This is a genomic window from Streptomyces mauvecolor (assembly GCF_039532965.1).
Classification (GTDB): Bacteria; Actinomycetota; Actinomycetes; order Streptomycetales; family Streptomycetaceae; genus Streptomyces; species Streptomyces violascens.
In genome coordinates, this window is record NZ_BAAASQ010000009.1 from 99,348 (window position 1) to 120,126 (window position 20,779).

Sequence of the window (20,779 nt, forward strand, 5' to 3'; positions counted from 1 at the left end):
TGGTGGTCATGTCCTCCACCTCCAAGGGGGCGGCAGCGCTGCTGCCGCCCCGCGGTCCGCTGCGCGCCTACGCCCTCACCACCCTGATCGACTGGATCGGCAACGGCCTCTTCCACACCGGCGCGATCGTCTTCTTCACCCGTGTCGTCGGGCTCGGCGCCGCCCAGGTCGGCCTCGGGCTCACCCTGGCCGCGCTGCTCGGCCCCGCCGTCTCCGTCCCCGCCGGCCGGCTCGGCGACAGGCTCGGCCACCGCCGCGTCTACCTGGCGACCGTCCTGGTCCGTGCCGTGGCCTTCGCCGGATACCTCTTCGTCGACTCCTTCGCCGGCTTCCTCGCCGTGGTCTGCGCTATCACGCTGGCCGAGAGCGCGGGACGGCCGGTCAAGAGCGCCTACCTCGCCCAACTCCTCGACTCCACCGCCCTGGTGGGCGCCAGCGCGTACAGCAGGGTGATGCTCAACATCGGCTTCTCGCTCGGCAGCCTGGGCGCGGGCGCCGCGCTCGCCCTCGACTCGCACGCCGGGTACGCGGTGCTCGTCCTCGGCAACTGCCTCTCGTACGTCCTCGTCGCGGCGGTGCTGCTCCGGATGCCGGACGGCGAGCGGGCGGTGCGCACTCCGGACCCGGCGCGGCGCGGCGCGCTGCGCGACGGGCGCTTCCTGCTCCTGGCCGCGCTCTCGGGGCTCCTCTACGTCAGCGCCGACATGCTCAACATCGGGCTCCCGCTGTGGATTTCGCAGCGTACCGAGGCGCCGCGCTGGTCGATCGCCGTCCTCATGCTGCTCAACACGGCGCTCGCGATCCTGCTCCAGGTGCGCGCGGCCCGCGGCAGCGACACCGTCCCCGGCGCCGCCGTGGCCGGCCGCCGGTCGGGGCTGGCGCTGCTCGCCGCGTGCGCCGTGACCGCGACGACATCTGCGCTGCCGCCGGTGGCCGCGGTCGCCGTGCTCGCCGTCGCGGTCACCCTGCTCACGGCGGGCGAGCTGCTCTCCTCGGCCAGCGGCTGGGGCATTTCGTACGGCCTGGCTGCGCCGGAGCGGCAGGGCGAGTACCTCGGCGCCTGGGCCCTCTCCTCCGACCTGGCCAGGGCGGGCGGCCCGCTGCTCGTCGCGGTCCTGGTCGGGCACGGCGGCGGTACGGGCTGGCTGGCGCTCGGCGTCCTGTTCCTGGCGGCGGGCGCGGTCACGGTGCCGGTCGCCGGACGGGCCGCCCGCGCCCCGAGCGCCGTGGCCGCGGAGCAGAGCGTGCGCTGATGTGCGGCGCCCGGGGGCTCTGTCCCCGAACCGGGCGATATACGAGTGACGCCCCGTTTCGCCCGGGTTAGGGTCGCCGCATGAGCGAGCTGGAGTTCCGCGACGTGCCCGAGTCCGACGTCGACCGTGCCCTGGAGCTCTGGTGGCTCGTCTTCCACGACCGCCCCGACGAGAAGGAGAAGCGCGCCTACCACCGCGCGATGGTGCTGCGCTGCGACCGCGTCGGGGCGTACGACGGCGAAGCGCTCGCCGGCTTCCTCGTCGCCCACCGCTTCACCCTGTCCGTGCCGGGCGGTGAACTCCCCTGCCCCGGGCTCACGTTCGTCTCGGTCGCCCCCACCCACCGCCGCCGCGGCGTGCTCTCCGGCATGATCGCCGAAGTGTTCCGCCGCTGCGCCGGGCACGGCCGCCCCATCGTCGCGCTGTGGGCCTCCGAAGCCGCCATCTACGGCCGCTTCGGCTTCGGCGCGGCCACCTACGGCACCTCGGTCGAGATCGACTCGACCCGCCCGCTCGCCCTGCGCATCGAGGCCGACCGGCGCCCCCTGCGCCTGATCGACCCCGGCGACGCGCCCGACGAGCTCGGCCCCTACTACGAGGCGACCCGCACCCGCCGGGCCGGGCGCATCGCCCGCGACACCCGGCGCTGGCGCGGCGAGTGGCTGCCCGAGACCGACGAGGACGACGAGGAGCTCGGCCCGCCCCGCATCGTCGGCCTCGGCGCCGCCGACGAGCCGCTCGCCGGGTACGCCCTCTACCGCACCCGGCGCGAGGACGACCCTGCCAAGCCCGGAACCGTCCAGGTCGCCGAGCTGGAGGCCGACACCCCGGCGGGTGAGGCCGCGCTGTGGAACTACCTCGCCGGCATCGACCTCACCGGCACCGTCCGCGCCTGGGGCCTGGCCCCGGACGACCCGCTGCTCCTGTTCGCCGCCGACCGGGACCAGGTCAAGGCCGTCGCCGAGTTCCCGGCGCTGTGGATCCGCCTCGTGGACGTCGGCGCCGCGCTCACCGCCCGCTCCTGGGCGGCCGAGGCCGCGCTCGTCCTGGAGGTCCGCGACGACCGCATCCCGGCCAACGCGGGCCGCTTCCGCCTGGCGGTCTCCCCGCACGCCTGCACGTACGAGCCGACCCAGGCCCCTGCCGACCTCACCCTCGACGTGCGCGACCTGGCCGCCTGCTACCTCGGCGGCACCGAGGTCCGCCGCCTGGTTCTCGCGGGCCTGGTGACCGAGCACACCCCGGGCGCGGCGGCTGCCCTGGACGCGGCGCTGCGCACCACGGAACTGCCGCACACCGTCGACGAGTTCTGATCGGCCGGGGGAGAAGACGGGGGGATTTCGCGCAGAAGTGACGAGGCTCTCGTACGGGGGCGGCGGGGGCAGGGACGAAGGTCCTGCGGCGAACTGCCTGCTCGGAGCGGGAACCGGAAGCCCCCTTGAAGGGGTCTTTGCCTGCACGTTAGGGACCAAAGTCCCGGCCTGCGGCACCTGCACCGAACCCCTCGCATCACTGAGGTCGCGTCAACCCCCTTGCTCTCCGGGGAAGTTGCCGGAAATCGGGTGTTTTCCCTCGATACCCGCCCGGAGAATTCGCATTTCGGGATTCGAGCGCGATCGTGCGATCGTGGCCAACCGGTGAAGCTCCGCTGCCGAGCCGGCACGTACCGAGGGGATGGGGAAACCATGGCGCGACTGACCGCCCACACACGCCGCATCGTGATGGCCGCAGCAACGGCCGTGGTCCTGACGGGCGGCGTGGCCGCCGCGGTGTTCCTCGGCAGCGACACCTCCGCCGACGGTCCGGGCCCCGCGCTCGCCCACTCCTCCGCGACCGGCAAGTCCACCGACAAATCCGACGGCAAGTCCGACGACAAGCCCGGCCGCACGAGCGCCAAGCCCGGCTCCTCGGCGTCCGGCGACGACAGCGCGCCGGACGGCTCGGACGGCTCCGGCGAAGCCACCGGCCCGGCCGTGCCGCCCGGTGCCGCCGGGATATCCGAAGTGATCGACCACGAGACCGAGAGCGGCGGCAAGTCCGTCTCGATCACCATCGACGACGGGCCGAGCCCGGTCTGGACGCCGAAGATCCTCGCCGTCCTCAAGCAGTACGACGTCAAGGCGACCTTCTGCATGATCGGCCCGCAGGCCAAGGCGAACCCCGGCATGGTCAAGCAGATCGTCGCGGCCGGCCACCGGCTCTGCGACCACACGGTCAGCCACGACGAGGCCATGAACAAGAAGCCCGTCGCCTACCAGAGCTCCGAGGTCCTCGACGCCCAGAAGATGATCGAGGACGCGGCCGGCGGCGCCAAGGTGCAGTACTTCCGTGCCCCCGGCGGCGCCTTCACCCCGGACAACCGGCACATCGCGGCCGGCCACGGGATGCGCCCGCTCGGCTGGAACGTCGACACCAAGGACTGGAAGCAGCCCGGCACCGCGGCGATCGTGAAGACGGTGAAGCAGGAGCTCAAGAACGGCCCGATCGTGCTCTTCCACGACGGTGGCGGCGAGCGCGCCCAGACGGTCGCCGCCCTGAAGGAAGTGCTGCCCTGGCTGGCCCAGCAGGGCTACACGTTCAGCTTCCCCGCCATCTGACACAACCGTAGCTGACGACTCGTCATATCCCGGGCGGGGCCGCCCGGATCGAACACCCGCGGCGGCTCCGCCCGGGAGCGCCGCGATTCGTGCGGCGGCCCGGCAGCCGATAAGGTGCCTGGTCACGACCGCACCCGGTTCGATTCCACGGGCCGGTCAGGGCTCTGCCGCAGTGCGTGGCACCTCCACGTCTGCCGTGCCGACCCCTGCCCGCCCGGGCCCTGGAACACGGGGGCGATCTTCACGGCGGGGCAGTCGGGCCCCGGCCGACGGGGTCAGCAGGAGGAACAGTGGCACAGGTCATCGCCGAGGTCTCGCGGACGTTCAACGAGTTTCTGCTCCTGCCGAACCGGACCCGCACGGACTGCTCGCCCGCGACGGTCGACCTGCGCACGCCCCTGGTACGGCACCTCGCGGGCGAGCGGTCGGCGATCGAACTCGGCTCCCCGTTCACGTCCGCGATCATGCAGGCCGTCAGCACCCCGGACCTCGCGATCGCGCTGGCACGCAACGGCGGCCTGAGCTTCCTGCACCACAACCAGTCGATCCAGGACCAGGCCGCGGCCGTGCGCCAGGTGAAGAACTTCAAGGCCGGGTTCGTCACCAGCGACACCAACGTCCGCCCCGACGACACCTTGAGCCACCTGGTGGCCGTCATGCGGCGCACCGGTCACAGCACCGCCGCGGTCACCCACGACGGCACCGCCACCGGCCGTCTGCTGGGCCTCGTGACCTCCCGCGACTTTCACCCCCAGCGCCACGACCTCGACGGGCCGGTGGCCGGCCGGATGACCGCCGTCGCGGACCTGCCCCACGCGGAGGCCGACACCACGCTCTCCGAGGCCAACGCGCGGCTGTGGGACCAGCGCCTCGACTGCCTCCCCGTCCTCGGCGCCGGGGGCCACCTGCAGTACCTGGTGTTCCGCTCCGACTACGCGGACAACAAGCGCTTCCCGAACCAGGCCGTGGATGCCGCGAAGCGCCTGCGCGTGGGCGCGGGCGTCAACACCCACGACTACCAGGAGCGCGTCCCGGCCCTCCTGGAGGCGGGTGCGGACGCCCTGTGCTTCGACTCCTCCGACGGCTACAGCGACTGGCAGGCCCAGGCGCTCAGCTGGGTGAAGAAGCACTACCCGGAGATCCCGGCCGGCGGCGGCAACGTGGTCGACGGCGAGGCCTTCACCTTCCTCGCCGAGGCGGGCGCGGACTTCGTCAAGGTCGGCGTGGGCGGCGGCTCCATCTGCATCACCCGCGACCAGAAGGGCATCGGGCGCGGCCAGGCCAGTGCCGTCCTGGACGTCGCCGCTGCCAGGGACGCGTTTCGCGAGCGCACCGGCGAGTACGTGCCGATCTGCTCCGACGGCGGCCTGGTGCACGACTACCACGTGGCCCTGGCTCTCGCGATGGGAGCCGACTTCGTCATGATGGGCCGCTATTTCGCCCGTTTCGACCAGGCTGCCGGCGCCAAACTCCCCACCCGGGACGGCTTCGTGAAGGAGTACTGGGGCGAGGGCTCGAACCGGGCCCGCAACTGGCAGCGCTACGGCCAGGGCGGCGAGGGACTGATCTTCGAAGAGGGCGTCGACGGCTACGTCCCGTACGCGGGCGACCTCAACGAGGGCCTCGCCACCACCATCGCCAAGCTCAAGACCACGATGGTCTCCTGCGGATCCGTCACGCTGCCGGAATTCCAGTCCACGGCCCGGCTGACCCTGGTCTCCGACCAGAGCTTCCAGGAGAGCCACGCGAACGTCACCCTGCGGGACACCCCGGCGACCATCGCCTGACGGGCCCCGTCAGTAGCCCGCGACCTGACGTCCACTGTGCGATCCGGCCGACAACCGGATCGCCCCTCGGGAGACGACACCCATGAATACTCCGCCATCGCCGCCCGGAGTGCGGCGCGCCGACGAATCAGCCGTCCGGATAGGCGCCCTCGTCCCGCTGACCCGGCCCGGCTGGGCCGAGGCCGGCCAACACCTGCTCGCCGGCCTTGAGCTGGGCGTACGGGAAGTCAACGACGCCGGCGGGACCGGCGGACGGCCGCTGGAGCTGGTGGTCCGGGACACCGCGGCCGATCCGGAGAAGGCCGCGGCGGCCGTCGACGAACTCGCCGGCCTGGGCGTGGCCGCCCTGGCAGGGGAATACCACAGCGTGGTCGCCCGCGCCGCCGCTGCCCGGGCGGACGCCCTCGGCCTGCCGTTCCTCTGCTCGTCGGCGGTCCTCGACGCGCTCACGGACCGCCCGACGGACCAGGTGGCGCGCCTGGCCCCGGCGCAGTCCCACGGCTGGCGGATCTACGCGGACTTCCTCCTCGGCGCCGGTCACCGCCGCACAGCCGTGGCGACCCAGCCGAGCGTGTACTGGGCGTCGGGGACCCGCATTCTGCGGGACCACCTCGCTCCGCGCGGCGGCACCGTCGTCGAACTCGACACGGGCGCGCTCACCCCCGAGGCGGTGTGCGACGCACTCGTAGACAGCGGCGCGACTGCCCTCCTCCTCCTGGTCGGCCACCCGGACCCGGCCGTGCCGATCGTCCGGGCCGTACGTCAGGACCACCGCCTCGCCGGACTCCTGATCGGTGCGCCGGCCGGGCAGCCGGAGTTCGCCTCATGGGCGGCGCTCCTCGGCGACGACGGCGCCGCGATCCCGTTCCTGCGCTACCTGCCCGAGCACCTCGGCCCGCTCGGCGCACGAGTCGAGGCGGCGCTGCGCGAGCGGCTCGGCTCCGCGCCCTCCTTCGTCGCCTTCGAGGGCTACGACACGGTCACCGTCCTCGCCGAGGTCCTTCGCCCGCACGGCACGGACCGGGCGCGCATCGCCGCTTCCTGGCCGCGCGTCGCGGTCGAGGGCACCCGCGGGGAGATCCGGTTCTCCCGCACGCCGGGCATCGGCGTGTGGCAGTGGGCCTGGACGCCGGTCCAGGTCGTCGACCGGGACCCGGCGGAGCCCGATCGCTTCCGCGTGCTCCGTACCGGCTGAGACGGCGCTGTCCGACGGCGCCGCGGATCAGCCGCCGCCCATCCCGCCCTGCGCGGCGACCAGCGTGGTCCCGAGGCCGCGCACGGTCCTGCCCAGGGCGGGAGCGATCGCGTCGAGCCGGCCGGTCAGCGCGTCGATGCGGTCCTTGTGGGCGCGGGCGTCCGCGGGCGACACGAGGTGGCGCACCCTGCCCGCCGAGGCGAGCGCCAGAACGACGGCGTCGTACGGCTCGACGGGTCCCTCGCCCCGCAGCAACGCGGTGAGCCCCGCCTGCAGCGCGCGTACGCCTGCCGTGTCCAGCACCGCCACCTCGCGCCGCGCGGCGCGGGCGAAGACGGGCCGCTCCTCCACCGTGATCAGGCCGAGGACGGCGAGCCGGTCCTCGACCGCGGCCAGGGTCTCCCGGCGATCGGAGCGCACCCACGCCTTCCAGGTGCGCCGGTGCGCCCCGATGCCGTCAAGGGCGTGATCGAGCACGGGGTCGCCGGTGCGGCCGGAGCCGGTGACCCCCACCTCGCCCGCCGAGTCGGTGATCCGGCCCAGCGATGCCAGCTCGGCGAGGACCGCGACGCGGAGCAGGAAGCCGGTCCGGGTGCGGTCGTACAGGGCTCCGGCGGCGGTGTCGTAGGCCGTGAGATACATCCGGCCGTACAGGGTGTGCGTCATGAGGCCGACGCTACGGATTCCGCGCCGCGCGGGGATCCACCCGGCGGATGGATCCGCACTGGGCCCACGGGATGAGTGCGCGGCCGGCTCAGCCCGCGGGATGAGTGCGCGGTCAGCCGCGGCGCGGTTCGACGAGCCCGTGGTCGTAGGCGGCGACCACCGCCTGCACCCGGTCGCGCAGCCGCAGCTTGCGCAGCACCGCCGACACATGGGTCTTGACGGTGGCCTCCGACAGATGGAGCTGGGCTGCGATCTCGGTGTTGGACAGCGCCTGACCGATCAGAGTGAGCACTTCGAGCTCGCGCGGCGACAGATCGGCCGGCGCGGCCGGGCGTGGGGCGGGTGCGGTGTGCGCGAAGCGATCGAGCATGCGGCGGGTCACGGTCGGGGCGAGCAGCGCGTCCCCGCGCGCCACCACCCGGACCGCCTCGGCGAGCTCGGCGGGCCGGATGTCCTTGAGGAGAAAGCCGCTGGCCCCGGCCCGCAGCGCGGTCACCACGTGCTCGTCGAGGTCGAAGGTCGTGACGACGAGGACCCGGGCCGCACTGCCCGAGGCGACGATGGCCCGCGTCGCGTCGATGCCGTCCATCACGGGCATCCGTACGTCCATCAGGACGACGTCCGGCTTCAACTCCCCGACCAGGCGCACCGCGTGCTGCCCGTCGGCCGCCTCGCCGACGACTTCGAGATCGTCCCGGGCGTCGATGATCAGGCGGAACCCGCCGCGCACCAGCGCCTGGTCGTCGGCCACCACCACCCGGATCGTCACGGCCCGAACCTTATCGGCAGCACCGCCCGCACCTCGAAACCTCCGTCCGGGCCGGGCCCCGCCTCCAGGGTGCCGCCGAGCAGCGAGGCCCGTTCGCGCATTCCCGCGAGGCCCCGCCCCGAACCGGCCGAGCGCCAACTCCCCTTCCCCGGGCGGCCGTTGTCGCTCACCTCGATGCGCACCGCCTCCTCGTCGCGGCACACCGACACCCGCACCCGGCCGGCCCCCGCGTGCCGCAGCGTGTTGGTCAGCGCTTCCTGCACGATCCGGTACCCGGCGAGGTCCACGGCGGACGGCGGCGAGATCGCCCGGCCCTCCTCGTGCAGCTCGACGGCGAGCCCGGCGGCCCGCGCGGTGGCGGCCAGCTCGCCGAGGTCCCCGAGCCCGCGCGGCGGCCGCCGCCCGTCGCCGTCGTCGCCGGATTCCGTACGCAGCAGGACCCGCAGCTCCCCGAGCGCCGAGCGCCCCGCGCCCTCGATGGCGCGCAGGGCCTGCCTCGCCTGCTCGGGGTGGGCCGTGAACACGTCCTCGGCGGCGCTCGCCTGGATCACCATCACCGACACGGAGTGGGCCACCACGTCGTGCACCTCGCGGGCGATCCTGGCCCGCTCCTCGGCCACCGCCCGCCGCGTCTCGGCGGCAAGCCGGTCCTGCTGGGCCCGTCGCCACTGCCCCGCCGTCCAGGCCAGCGTCACGGCCAGTACGTAGCTGACAAGGACCAGCGTGCTGCCGCCCGCAAGCGCGAGCGGCGCGAGCGCGAGCATGCCGAGCAGCCACCGGCGCGACTCCCGCACCGGCCGCAGCGCCGAAAGGACGCACAGGGCGAGCTGCGCCCCGAGCAGCGCACCCGTCAGGCTCAGCGCCGGGAACAGCAGCCACATCCCGGCCCCGAGCAGCGCGCTCACCGCGAGCACGGCACCGGGCCGGCCCACCACCCACCACAGGGCCACGGCCTGCGCCACGGCGAGGGCGAGCGCGGCAGCGGGCCGCCCCGCGGCACCGGCCGCCAGGCAGGTGGGCACCGCCACCCCGAGCACCAGCACGGCGGAGGCCGCCCGCAGCGCCCCGACCGCCCGGGCCGAGGGAGGAGTGCCGCCGTCGTCCGGACCGCGCAGATGACCCACGCCGCGACGCTACCAACCGCGCGTCACTTCGCGGGGGTGCGCGAGCGGGCCATCCGCGCGGCGACGGTGCGCGGCACATGACGGACGGCGAAGGCATACGCCTTGTACTGGAGCCCCGTGATGCTCACCGGGCGCCTGCGGCGCAGATCCTTCAGCGCCTGCTCCACGACCTTCTCGGCATCCAGCCAGGCCCACTCGGGAAGCGAGCTCACATCCATCCCGGCCCGCTTCTGGAACTCCGTCCGCGTGAAACCGGGCACGAGCGCGAGGACGCGCACCCCGTGCGGGGCGAGGTCGACCCGCAGGGACTCGCTGAACGCGGTCAGCCATGCCTTGGCGGCGCCGTACGTGCCGGTGGGCAGCAGGCCCGCCACCGAGGAGACGTTGAGGACGACGCCCCGCTTGCGCGAGGTCATCCCCGGCACGACCGCGTGCGTGAGCCGCAGCGGGGCCCGCACCAGGAGATCGAGCATCCGCTCCTCGTCGTCGACGGGGCTGTGCGGGAACGGCGCGGGAAGGCCGGATCCCGCGTTGTTGACCAGCACGTCCACCGGATCGTCGGCCGCCGCGAGCCGCTCCTCGACCAGGCGGCACTGCGCCGGATCGACCAGATCCGCCGTCAGCGTCTCGACCCGTACGCCGTACCGGGACCGCAGCTCCTCGGCCGTCTTCTTCAGCCGCTCCTCGTCCCGGGCGACCAGGACGAGCGCGCATCCGAAGCCCGCGAAGCGGTGCGTGAAGGCGGCGCCGATGCCCGAGGTGGCACCGGTGATCAGAACAGTGGTCATGGCGGCTCTCATTTCTCCGGGGGCCAGGGGGCGCGGGACCTGCCCGCGCACCGCTTCAGTGTTCGCGGACTCCGTCGAAGATCAAGTGCGAGGGCCCATAACTGGCCACTTCGGACACGGTGTTGAGGCGGGCGTCAGGGCAGGGGAACCTGAATATTTGTCACCGCGGCCACGGAAATTTACGCAAAATCCGGCGGGGCTTCCTGGTGGCGTGCGCAAAATAGTAGTATTTGCCGTGCCGTCTTGCCGGATCCGTGCTACTGTTGATCCCAGTTGCAGTTGTGGTTCCCAAAGACTTCAAGTGCCTTGATGGTTTTATGCCGTCAGGCACTTTTGTATTTCCGGTGCTTTTTCCGGACGGGGCAATCATCGCGGTAACGACGGGGTCAGCACAGTGCGGACCCCCGGGCATTGCCCCGAAGGAGATATGACATGGCTACTGGCACCGTGAAGTGGTTCAACGCGGAAAAGGGCTTCGGCTTCATCGAGCAGGAGGGTGGCGGCCCGGACGTCTTCGCCCACTACTCGAACATCGCCTCCTCTGGCTTCCGTGAGCTTCAGGAAGGCCAGAAGGTGAACTTCGACGTCACGCAGGGCCAGAAGGGCCCGCAGGCCGAGAACATCACGCCTGCCTGACGCTTGAAGCGTTTTCTGCACGCGGCTGGGGCTCGCACCTTGGGGTGCGGGCCCCAGCCCGTTGCTGTTCCACCGGGCCCGCCGCCACTGCGTGACGGCATTTTCACGGCCCGCGGGACACCGGGCGCCGCCCGGTGTCTCGCCACGCAGCGGACGAACCATCCCGGCCACGGCCGGGGTGCGCATCTGCCCGCTGTCCCGATCCGGCCCGCCCGCCTTCCCAGGCGGCGGCTGCCCGGCATTCCGACAACGGGCGGGGAATTTCCGCGCCCTCGTGCGGCCGGATCGGAATTCGACTTCTGTTTTCGGCTCGTTCTTGCGATGTCCCGGCGTTTCCATTGCGCCGGGCTCCCTCGATACGTGCCATATCGAGGAAGGTTCTCCTTGAACCGTTCAGCTCGCACGAACGACCGCTACTCCGCCGCCCGTAAGAGCGGCGCCGACCGCGGGGCCCGCTTCCGGCCCCAGGGGCAGAACCGCTCCGGCGGCGGCCGCAGGCCCGCCGCACCCCAGGGCGAGTTCGCCCTCCCCGTCACCATCACCCCGGCTCTGCCCCCGGTCGCGAACTTCGGCGATCTGGACATGCCGACCGAGGTCCTCGACGTGCTGGCCGGCCTGGGTGTGACCGAGCCGTTCCCGATCCAGGGCGCCACCCTGCCGAACTCGCTCGCCGGCCGCGACGTGCTGGGCCGTGGCCGCACCGGCTCCGGCAAGACCCTCGCCTTCGGCCTCGCCCTGCTTGTCCGCACCGCCGGGCGCCGCGCCGACTCCAAGAAGCCCCTCGCCCTGATCCTGGTGCCCACGCGCGAGCTGGCCCAGCAGGTCACCGACGCGCTCACCCCGTACGCCAAGGCCCTGCGGCTGCGGATGGCCACCGTCGTCGGCGGCATGTCGATCGGCCGCCAGGCCGGTGCGCTGCGCTCCGGTGCCGAGGTCGTCGTGGCCACGCCGGGTCGGCTCAAGGACCTCATCGAGCGCCGCGACTGCCGCCTGGACCAGGTCGCCATCACCGTCCTGGACGAGGCCGACCAGATGGCCGACATGGGCTTCATGCCGCAGGTCACCGAGCTCCTCGACCAGGTGCGCCCGGAGGGCCAGCGGATGCTGTTCTCGGCCACCCTGGACCGCAACGTCGACCTCCTGGTCCGCAAGTACCTGCACGACCCGGTGGTCCACTCCGTCGACCCGTCGGCGGGCGCGGTCACCACGATGGAGCACCACGTGCTGCACGTGCAGAGCGCCGACAAGTACGCCACGACCACCGAGATCGCGGCCCGCGACGGCCGGGTGATCATGTTCCTGGACACCAAGCACGCCGTGGACCAGCTCACCAAGCACCTGCTTCAGAGCGGTGTGCGGGCGGCCGCCCTGCACGGCGGCAAGTCCCAGCCGCAGCGCACCCGGACCCTGGCCCAGTTCAAGACCGGCGCCGTGTCCGTCCTGGTCGCGACCAACGTCGCGGCGCGCGGCATCCACGTCGACAACCTCGACCTCGTGGTCAACGTCGACCCGCCGACGGACCACAAGGACTACCTGCACCGCGGCGGCCGGACCGCCCGCGCGGGCGAGTCCGGCAGCGTCGTCACCCTCGTCATGCCCAACCAGCGCCGCGAGATGAGCCGCCTGATGATGGCCGCCGGGATCACCCCGACCATCACCCAGGTCCGCTCCGGCGAGGCGGAGCTGAGCCGCATCACCGGCGCCCAGGCCCCCTCCGGCATCCCGGTCACCCCCGCGGCGGCCCCGGCGGAGCGCCCCAAGCAGCGCGGCCAGGCTCCGTTCCGCGGCCGCGGCACCGCCCGCGGTCAGGCCGGCGGCGGTCGTTCGGGCGGCTCGCGCCGCGCGGGCGAGACCCGCGAAATGGCCGAGGCCCGCAAGGCCGCCCGGGTCCGCCGCGCCGCCTGACGCCCACGGGGTGGCCGGCCGGCACCGGTCACCCCAGGCCCGGCACCGTCGACACCAACAGGTCGATGAGCTTGATCCCGACGAACGGCAGCACAAGCCCGCCGAGCCCGTACACCGCCAGGTTGCGGCGCAGCAGATCGTGCGCCGAGGCCGGGGTGTAGCGCACGCCGCGCAGGGCCAGCGGGATCAGCGCCACGATGATCAGCGCGTTGAAGATGATCGCCGAGGTGATCGCGGACGTCGGGCTGTGCAGACCCATGACGTTCAGCGCGCCGATCCCCGGATAGGCCGAGGCGAACATCGCCGGGATGATCGCGAAGTACTTCGCCACGTCGTTCGTGATCGAGAACGTGGTCAGCGCGCCCCGGGTGATGAGGAGTTGCTTGCCGATCTCGACGATCTCGATGAGCTTCGTCGGGTTGGAGTCCAGGTCCACCATGTTCCCGGCCTCCTTCGCGGCCGAGGTTCCCGTGTTCATCGCCACGCCCACATCGGCCTGGGCGAGTGCCGGGGCGTCGTTGGTGCCGTCGCCGGTCATCGCGACCAGCTTGCCGCCCTCCTGCTCCTTCTTGATCAGGGCGAGCTTGTCCTCGGGGGTGGCCTCGGAGAGGAAGTCGTCCACGCCGGCCTCCTGGGCGATGGCCCGGGCTGTCAGCGGGTTGTCCCCGGTGATCATGACCGTACGGATGCCCATGCGGCGCAGTTCCGAGAAGCGTTCCGCGATGCCGTCCTTGACGACGTCCTTCAGGTGGATCACCCCGAGGACGCGGGGCCCGTTCCAGTCGTGCACGCCGACGAGCAGCGGGGTGCCTCCCGAGGCGGCGATGGAATCCGCGAACCACCTTGCCTGGTCCGGGACTTGACCCCCGTACATCGCCACCCACTCGATCACCTGCGCGGCCGCGCCCTTGCGGATGTGGGACACGGCGCCGTTCTCCCAGCGCAGGTCCACCCCGCTCATCCGGGTCTGCGCGCTGAACTCCACGAAGCGGGCGCCGCGCAGATCGCCCTCGGCCGGCTCGCGCAGCCCGTACCGCTCCTTGGCGAGCACCACCACCGAGCGGCCCTCGGGCGTCTCGTCCGCGAGCGAGGCCAGCTGGGCGGCGTCCGCGAGATGCGTCTCCTGGACCCCGGGCATCGGCACGAACGCCGAGGCCTCCCGGTTGCCCAGCGTGATCGTGCCCGTCTTGTCGAGCAGCAGCGTGTTGATGTCGCCCGCCGCCTCGACCGCCCGCCCCGACATGGCAAGGACGTTGCGCTGTACGAGCCGGTCCATCCCGGCGATGCCGATCGCGGAGAGCAGCGCCCCGATCGTGGTCGGGATGAGCGTCACGAGCAGCGCCACCAGGACGGTGGTGGACTGCGCGGCGTTCGCGTACTCGGCCATCGGCTGGAGCGTGACCACCACCAGGACGAAGACGATGGTCAGCGCCGCGAGCAGGATGTTCAGCGCTATCTCGTTCGGCGTCTTCTGCCGGGCCGCGCCCTCCACCAGCGCGATCATCCGGTCCAGGAAGGAGTGCCCGGGCCGTGAGGTGACGCGTACGACGATCCGGTCCGAGAGGACGGTCGTGCCGCCGGTCACGCCCGAGCGGTCACCGCCCGACGCACGGATCACGGGCGCCGACTCGCCGGTCACGGCCGATTCGTCGACGGCAGCGACCCCGTCCACCACATCGCCGTCCGCCGGAATCAGCTCGCCCGCCTCGACCAGGACGAAGTCGAACGGCTTGAGGTCGGTGGCCGCGACGGCCTCCGTCCTGGCGTGGTCGAGATCGGTGCCCACCCGCCAGTTGTCCCGCAGCCGCAGCGCGACGGTGTCCGTACGGGCCCGGCGCAGCGACTCGGCCTGCGCCTTGCCCCGGCCCTCGGCGACGGCCTCCGCGAGGTTCGCGAAGATCACCGTGAGCCACAGCCAGACGCCGATCACCCACGTGAAGACCGACGGGTGGACGAGCGCGGACAGCGTGGTCAGGGCCGCCCCGATGGCCACGACGAACAACACGGGCGTACGCACCAGATCCCGCGGATGCAGCTTGCGCAGCGCATCGGGAAACGCCTTCAGGAGCTGTACGGGTTCGAAGAGTCCGGCGGACCGCTTCGGCCGGTGCGGCCGCGGCCCCGGCGGGTTCCTGGGCGGCGGGCCACTGGGGGCCAGGACGGTCGGGGCCTGCTGGGGGGCGGCGGGAGACATGCACGACCTTCTGGAGGGTCCGGCAGCCGGACGGGGTTCGGACACAGCCTGTGATCGGCCGGACGCAAATGTAGGTCACCGCGGGAGCCCAACTCACCCGATTCCATGGGTATTTACGGCTCTCTGACAGCGGATGCCACCCGCGTCAAAGCCGCGACAATACGGCCGAAACGGCTGCCCGTGTCCGACCGGCCGTCTTCGGCGGCCAGGGGCGTATGAGACCCGTCAAGGAGCCGCCCCGGGCCGTAAGAGGGGCGTCAACGGCGGCCGAAAGCGCCCGGTGAGGAGGTTTGCTCAGGGTGTCCGTTTCTTTCGAGCCTCTATGAGGAGTTCACGATGGCCGACGTGGCCTTCGTCGTCACCACGATCGCGGTCTTCGCGCTGGTGGCGTTCATCGCCAAGGGGGTGGCGAAGCTGTGACTGCCGAGAACATCGTCGGCCTGATCGTGGCCGTCGCCCTCCTGGGTTACCTCGTCCTCGCCCTTGTGTACCCGGAGAGGTTCTGAGCCCCGCTATGTCTCCTGTTCTCGCTGGTGTGCTCCAGTTCCTGGCCCTGGCCGTGGCACTGGGCCTCGCATACCGTCCGCTCGGCGACTACATGGCCCGGGTCTACTCCTCCGACAAGCACCTGCGCGTCGAGAAGTGGATCTACAAGGCCATCGGCGCCAATCCGTCCACCGAGATGCGCTGGCCCGCCTATCTGCGCGGCGTCCTCGCCTTCTCCGCGGTGAGCGTCCTCTTCCTCTACCTGATGCAGCGCCTGCAGGGCTCGCTGCCCGGCTCGCTCGGGTTCGTCTCGATCCCGGCCGACCAGGCGTTCAACACGGCCGCCTCCTTCGTGTCCAACACGAACTGGCAGTCGTACTCGGGTGAGCAGACGATGGGCCACGTCGTGCAGACCGGTGGCCTGGCGGTGCAGAACTTCGTGTCCGCCTCCGTCGGTATCGCCGTCGCCGTCGCGCTGGTGCGGGGTTTCGCACGCTCGCGCACCGGTGAGCTGGGCAACTTCTGGTCGGACCTGGTGCGCGGCACGGTCCGCATCCTGCTGCCGATCGCCGCGCTCGGCGCGATCGTCCTGGTCGCCTGCGGCGCGATCCAGAACTTCTCCGGTATCCACGAGGTCGGGCAGTTCATGGGCGGCTCGCAGCAGTGGAACGGCGGCGCGGTGGCTTCGCAGGAAGCCATCAAGGAGCTGGGCACGAACGGCGGCGGTTACTTCAACGCCAACTCCGCCCACCCCTTCGAGAACCCCAACGGGTTCACCAACCTCTTCGAGATCTTCCTGATCCTGGTCATCCCGTTCGCGCTGACCCGCACCTTCGGCCGGATGGTCGGCTCGGTCAAGCAGGGCTACGCGATCCTCGCCACCATGGTGACGATCTGGATCGGCTTCACCGCCCTGATGATGTGGACCGAGTTCCACCACGGCGGCCCGGCGCTCGACATCGCCGGCGGTGCCATGGAGGGCAAGGAGAACCGGTTCGGCGTCGGCGGCTCGTCGATCTTCGCGGTCGCCACCACCCTCACCTCGACCGGCGCGGTGGACGCCTTCCACTCCTCGCTGACCGGCTTCGGCGGCGGCATCACCATGCTGGGCATGCAGCTCGGCGAGATCGCCCCCGGTGGTACGGGTTCCGGCCTCTACGGCATGCTGATCATGGCGATCATCGCGGTGTTCATCGCGGGCCTGATGGTGGGGCGTACGCCCGAGTACCTGGGCAAGAAGATCGGCACCCGTGAGATCAAGTTCGCGGCCTGCTACATCCTGGTCACCCCGGCCCTCGTCCTGATCTTCACGGCCATCGCGATGGCGATGCCGTCGACGCTGACCTCGATGACGAACTCGGGCGCGCACGGCTTCTCCGAGGTCCTGTACGCGTACTCCTCGGGCGCGAACAACAACGGCTCGGCGTTCGCGGGTCTCAACGCGAACACCCCGTGGTTCAACACCAGCATCGGCCTGGCCATGCTGCTCGGCCGGTTCGTCCCGATGGTGTTCGTCCTGGCGCTCGCCGGCTCGCTCGCCGAGCAGAAGCCGATCCCGGCGACGGCGGGCACCCTGCGCACCGAGAAGCCCCTGTTCACCGGCCTGCTGGTCGGCACCGTGATGATCGTCGCGGGCCTGACCTACTTCCCGGCGCTGGCGCTCGGCCCGCTCGCCGAGGGGCTGGCGTCATGACCACCGACACGAAGAAGTCTGAGGAGCCCGGCTCCATGTCCACCGCAACACCCACGCGCGCTCCCCACAGCGACCTCCCCAGCGGGCACAAGCCCGAAGCGGGACGGGTCGGGGGCGGCATGTTCGACCCCAAGCAGCTCCTGAAGTCCTTCCCGGACGCGGTCAAGAAGCTCGACCCGCGCATCATGATCAAGTCCCCGGTCATGTTCGTGGTGGAGATCGGGTCGGTCCTGACCACGGTCCTGGCCGTCAAGAGCCCGGGGGACTGGTTCGGCTGGGCGATCGCCGCGTGGCTGTGGCTGACCACGATCTTCGCCAACCTGGCGGAGGCCGTAGCCGAGGGCCGCGGCAAGGCACAGGCCGACACGCTGCGCAAGGCCAAGACCGACACCGTCGCGCGCCGCCTGAACGGGAGTTCCGAGGAACAGGTCCCCGGCACCGAGCTGAGGATCGGTGACCTCGTGGTCTGCGAGGCGGGCGACATCATCCCCGGCGACGGTGACGTCGTCGAGGGCGTCGCATCCGTCGACGAGTCGGCCATCACGGGTGAGTCGGCTCCGGTGATCCGGGAGTCGGGCGGTGACCGCTCGGCGGTCACCGGCGGCACGAAGGTGCTGTCCGACCGTGTCGTCATCAAGATCACGACGAAGCCGGGCGAGACCTTCATCGACCGGATGATCAACCTGGTTGAGGGCGCGGCGAGGCAGAAGACCCCGAACGAGATCGCGCTCAACATCCTGCTCGCCTCGCTGACGATCGTCTTCCTGCTGGCCGTGGTGACGTTGCAGCCCTTCGCCATGTACGCGAAGGCCGAGCAGTCCATGATCGTGCTGGCCGCGCTCCTGGTCTGCCTGATCCCGACCACCATCGGCGCGCTGCTCTCCGCGATCGGCATCGCGGGCATGGACCGCCTGGTCCAGCGCAACGTACTGGCCATGTCCGGCAGGGCAGTCGAGGCCGCCGGTGACGTGTCCACGCTGCTCCTGGACAAGACCGGCACCATCACGCTCGGCAACCGTCAGGCATCCGAGTTCGTGCCGGTCAAGGGCACGACCGAAGCCGAGGTCGCCGACGCCGCCCAGCTCTCGTCCCTGTCGGACGAGACGCCCGAGGGCCGCTCGATCGTGGTCCTCGCGAAGGAGAAGTACGGCCTGCGTGAGCGTCACCAGGGCGAGCTGACCGGCGCGGAATGGGTGGCCTTCACCGCCCAGACCCGTATGTCCGGCGTGGACGTGGACGGGCGCAAGGTCCGCAAGGGTGCGGCCGGTTCGGTGGTCGCATGGGTCAAGGAGCAGGGCGGCAGTGTTGCGGAGGACGCCCAGGCGCTCACCGACCGGATCTCCCAGGCCGGTGGCACGCCGCTCCTTGTGGCTGTGGAAGACGTGGACGGCGCGCGTGTCCTCGGTGTCATCCACCTCAAGGATGTCGTCAAGGAGGGCATGAGGGAGCGGTTCGACGAGCTGCGCCGGATGGGCATCAAGACGGTCATGATCACGGGTGACAACCCGCTGACCGCGAAGGCGATCGCCGAAGAGGCGGGCGTGGACGACTTCCTCGCGGAGGCGACCCCCGAGGACAAGATGGCGCTCATCAAGCGGGAGCAGGCCGGCGGCAAGCTGGTCGCGATGACCGGCGACGGCACCAACGACGCCCCGGCACTCGCCCAGGCCGATGTCGGTGTCGCGATGAACACGGGTACGTCGGCCGCGAAGGAGGCCGGCAACATGGTCGACCTCGACTCGAACCCGACCAAGCTCATCGAGATCGTCGAGATCGGCAAGCAACTCCTCATCACCCGGGGCGCGTTGACCACGTTCTCGATCGCCAACGACGTCGCGAAGTACTTCGCGATCATCCCGGCGATGTTCGCGGTCGTCTACCCCGGCCTGGACAAGCTCAACGTCATGAGCCTGCACAGCCCCGAGTCGGCGATCCTGTCCGCGGTCGTCTTCAACGCGCTGATCATCATCGCCCTCGTGCCGCTGGCCCTGAAGGGCGTGCAGTACAAGCCGACCAGCGCCGACAAGATGCTGCGGCGCAACCTCGGCATCTATGGCCTGGGCGGTCTGATCGCCCCGTTCATCGGCATCAAGATCATCGACCTGCTCATCTCCCTCATCCCCGGAATCGGCTGAACACGATGAACAACTCTGTCGGAAACACAGCCCGGTTGCTCGGTGCGGGCCTGCGCGCGCTCCTGGTCCTGACCATCGTCTGCGGCGTGATCTACCCGCTCGTGGTGACCGGCATCGCGCAGGTGGCCTTCAGCGACAAGGCCAACGGGTCCGAGATCAAGTCGGGTGGGAAGGTGGTCGGATCCGAGCTCATCGGGCAGACCTACAACCTCCCGAAGAAGGACCCGAACAACACCGACGAGGCCGCGCGGCCGGACCTGAAGTGGTTCCAGCCCCGCCCCTCCAACGGGCTCGGCACGAACACCCTCAACACCCAGTACCAGCTGATCATCTCCGGCGCGACCAACCTCTCCGCCGACAACGAGAAGCTGATCAAGCAGGTCAAGGACGCCAAGGACGCGGTCGTCGAGGACAACTCGACGGCCGGCTACAAGGTGAACCCGGCCGATGTGCCCGCGGACGCGGTCACCTCCTCCGGCTCGGGCCTCGACCCGCAGATCTCCCCGGCGTATGCCGAGCTCCAGGTCCACCGGGTCGCCGAGCGGAACCACCTCGACGTCAAGCAGGTCGAGAAGCTCGTCACCGACAACACCAGCGGCCGGATCCTCGGTTTCATGGGTGAGCCCGGCGTCAATGTCCTCAAGCTGAACATCGCACTCAAGGAACTCACGCAGAAGTGAGCCACTTACGACGGCGGGCGGGAGCCCCGGCCCCGGAGGACATCCGGGCCCCGGCTCCCGCACCGCCGGGCAGCGTCAGGAAGACCGCGCACAACAGGAAGGCGGCACGCCGATGACCCGGGTGCTGGTGGTGGAGGACGAACCACAGCTCGTACGGGCTCTTGAGATCAACCTGAAGGCGCGAAAATACGACGTGGACGCGGCGACGGACGGCGCCACGGCCCTCCAGCTCGCCGCTGTACAGCCCCCGGACGCGGTCCTGCTCGACCTCGGACTGCCCGACATGGACGGCATCGAGGTGATGCGCCGGCTGCGGAGCTGGTGCCGGGCGCCGATCCTGGTGGTCTCCGCGCGCAACACCTCCGACGAGAAGGTGGAGGCCCTCGACTCGGGGGCGGACGACTACATCACCAAGCCGTTCAGCATGGACGAGCTCCTGGCCCGGCTGCGGGTCGCGACCCGCAGGGTCGAACCCGCCACGAAGAGCGCCGACGGGGGAGTCGTCACCACCAAGGCGTTCACCCTCGACCTCCTCGCCAAGAAGGCGAAGCGCGCCGGGAACGACGTGCGGCTCACCCCGACCGAGTGGCACCTCCTGGAAGTCCTGATCCGCAACCGCGGCCGCCTCGTCAGCCAGCGCCAGTTGCTGCAGGAGGTCTGGGGGCCCAGCTACCGTACGCAGAGCAACTACCTCCGCGTCTACATGGCCCAGTTGAGACGCAAACTCGAAGCGGACCCCTCACATCCGCGGTACCTCATCACGGCACCGGGCATGGGCTACCGCTTCGAGGTCTGAGCCCTCGCCCGGGCCCGTAGCGGATGCCGTACGCGGACGTCGTAACCCCCGAGCACCTCGTACCCGGAGATCGGA

General features: G+C 71.2%; 17 protein-coding genes. 12 read left to right on the forward strand and 5 right to left on the reverse strand.

What is annotated here, in order from left to right; translation table 11 throughout:
* Positions 1-8: 8 nt before the first annotated feature.
* The 5 genes from ABD346_RS12830 (at position 9) to ABD346_RS12850 (ending at position 6,832) form a co-directional block, all read left to right on the forward strand.
* Positions 9-1,253: an MFS transporter gene (locus ABD346_RS12830; protein WP_344374590.1), complete on the forward strand. Its 1,245-nt coding sequence runs from the start codon at positions 9-11 to the stop codon at positions 1,251-1,253.
* A gap of 80 nt (positions 1,254-1,333) precedes the next feature.
* Entirely contained in the window at positions 1,334-2,566 is a 1,233-nt protein-coding gene (locus ABD346_RS12835; protein ID WP_344374592.1) for a GNAT family N-acetyltransferase, read from the forward strand.
* A gap of 372 nt (positions 2,567-2,938) precedes the next feature.
* Positions 2,939-3,850: a polysaccharide deacetylase family protein gene (locus ABD346_RS12840; protein ID WP_344374593.1), complete on the forward strand. Its 912-nt coding sequence runs from the start codon at positions 2,939-2,941 to the stop codon at positions 3,848-3,850.
* 290 nt (positions 3,851-4,140) lie between these two features.
* The gene (locus tag ABD346_RS12845; RefSeq protein ID WP_344374594.1) at positions 4,141-5,637 is read left to right on the forward strand and encodes an IMP dehydrogenase; all 1,497 of its coding nucleotides are present in this window, start codon (positions 4,141-4,143) and stop codon (positions 5,635-5,637) included.
* A gap of 82 nt (positions 5,638-5,719) precedes the next feature.
* Positions 5,720-6,832 (forward strand): ABC transporter substrate-binding protein, encoded by a 1,113-nt coding sequence (locus ABD346_RS12850; RefSeq protein WP_344374595.1) that lies wholly within the window; start codon positions 5,720-5,722, stop codon positions 6,830-6,832.
* Between the two features lie 27 nt (positions 6,833-6,859).
* Here ABD346_RS12850 and ABD346_RS12855 read toward each other — a convergent pair whose 3' ends face one another.
* The 4 genes from ABD346_RS12855 to ABD346_RS12870 form a co-directional block, all read right to left on the reverse strand.
* Positions 6,860-7,498, reverse strand: a complete 639-nt coding sequence (locus ABD346_RS12855) for a GOLPH3/VPS74 family protein (protein WP_344374596.1) — start codon at positions 7,496-7,498, stop codon at positions 6,860-6,862.
* Positions 7,499-7,610: 112 nt separating this feature from the next.
* Positions 7,611-8,267, reverse strand: coding sequence for a response regulator (locus ABD346_RS12860; RefSeq protein ID WP_344374597.1), 657 nt, complete (start codon positions 8,265-8,267; stop codon positions 7,611-7,613).
* Complete coding sequence (locus tag ABD346_RS12865) at positions 8,264-9,391, reverse strand: sensor histidine kinase (RefSeq protein WP_344374599.1); 1,128 nt, start codon at positions 9,389-9,391, stop codon at positions 8,264-8,266. Before ABD346_RS12865 ends, ABD346_RS12860 begins: the two co-directional genes overlap by 4 nt.
* A 23-nt stretch (positions 9,392-9,414) precedes the next feature.
* Entirely contained in the window at positions 9,415-10,179 is a 765-nt protein-coding gene (locus ABD346_RS12870; RefSeq protein ID WP_344374600.1) for an SDR family NAD(P)-dependent oxidoreductase, read from the reverse strand.
* Between the two features lie 432 nt (positions 10,180-10,611).
* On the opposite strand from ABD346_RS12870, the gene ABD346_RS12875 reads away from it, so the two are divergent.
* Both ABD346_RS12875 and ABD346_RS12880 read left to right on the forward strand, forming a co-directional pair.
* The gene (locus ABD346_RS12875) at positions 10,612-10,815 is read left to right on the forward strand and encodes a cold-shock protein (protein ID WP_053726075.1); all 204 of its coding nucleotides are present in this window, start codon (positions 10,612-10,614) and stop codon (positions 10,813-10,815) included.
* Positions 10,816-11,199: 384 nt separating this feature from the next.
* The gene (locus tag ABD346_RS12880; RefSeq protein ID WP_344374601.1) at positions 11,200-12,720 is read left to right on the forward strand and encodes a DEAD/DEAH box helicase; all 1,521 of its coding nucleotides are present in this window, start codon (positions 11,200-11,202) and stop codon (positions 12,718-12,720) included.
* Positions 12,721-12,748: 28 nt separating this feature from the next.
* Here ABD346_RS12880 and kdpB (ABD346_RS12885) read toward each other — a convergent pair whose 3' ends face one another.
* On the reverse strand, positions 12,749-14,914 hold the full coding sequence (gene kdpB, locus ABD346_RS12885; protein WP_344374603.1) for a potassium-transporting ATPase subunit KdpB: 2,166 nt from the start codon (positions 14,912-14,914) through the stop codon (positions 12,749-12,751).
* A gap of 416 nt (positions 14,915-15,330) precedes the next feature.
* Here kdpB (ABD346_RS12885) and kdpF point away from each other — a divergent pair, with 416 nt between their 5' ends.
* From kdpF to ABD346_RS12910, 5 genes are all read left to right on the forward strand, one after another.
* The gene (gene kdpF, locus ABD346_RS12890) at positions 15,331-15,420 is read left to right on the forward strand and encodes a K(+)-transporting ATPase subunit F (RefSeq protein WP_063801986.1); all 90 of its coding nucleotides are present in this window, start codon (positions 15,331-15,333) and stop codon (positions 15,418-15,420) included.
* 8 nt (positions 15,421-15,428) lie between these two features.
* The gene (gene kdpA / locus ABD346_RS12895; RefSeq protein ID WP_344374605.1) at positions 15,429-17,093 is read left to right on the forward strand and encodes a potassium-transporting ATPase subunit KdpA; all 1,665 of its coding nucleotides are present in this window, start codon (positions 15,429-15,431) and stop codon (positions 17,091-17,093) included.
* Complete coding sequence (gene kdpB, locus ABD346_RS12900; protein ID WP_344374606.1) at positions 17,090-19,228, forward strand: potassium-transporting ATPase subunit KdpB; 2,139 nt, start codon at positions 17,090-17,092, stop codon at positions 19,226-19,228. Before kdpA ends, kdpB (ABD346_RS12900) begins: the two co-directional genes overlap by 4 nt.
* 5 nt (positions 19,229-19,233) lie before the next feature.
* Entirely contained in the window at positions 19,234-19,908 is a 675-nt protein-coding gene (locus ABD346_RS12905; RefSeq protein WP_344374608.1) for a potassium-transporting ATPase subunit C, read from the forward strand.
* 112 nt (positions 19,909-20,020) lie between these two features.
* Entirely contained in the window at positions 20,021-20,704 is a 684-nt protein-coding gene (locus ABD346_RS12910) for a response regulator (RefSeq protein ID WP_344374610.1), read from the forward strand.
* The last annotated feature ends 75 nt before the right edge of the window (positions 20,705-20,779 follow it).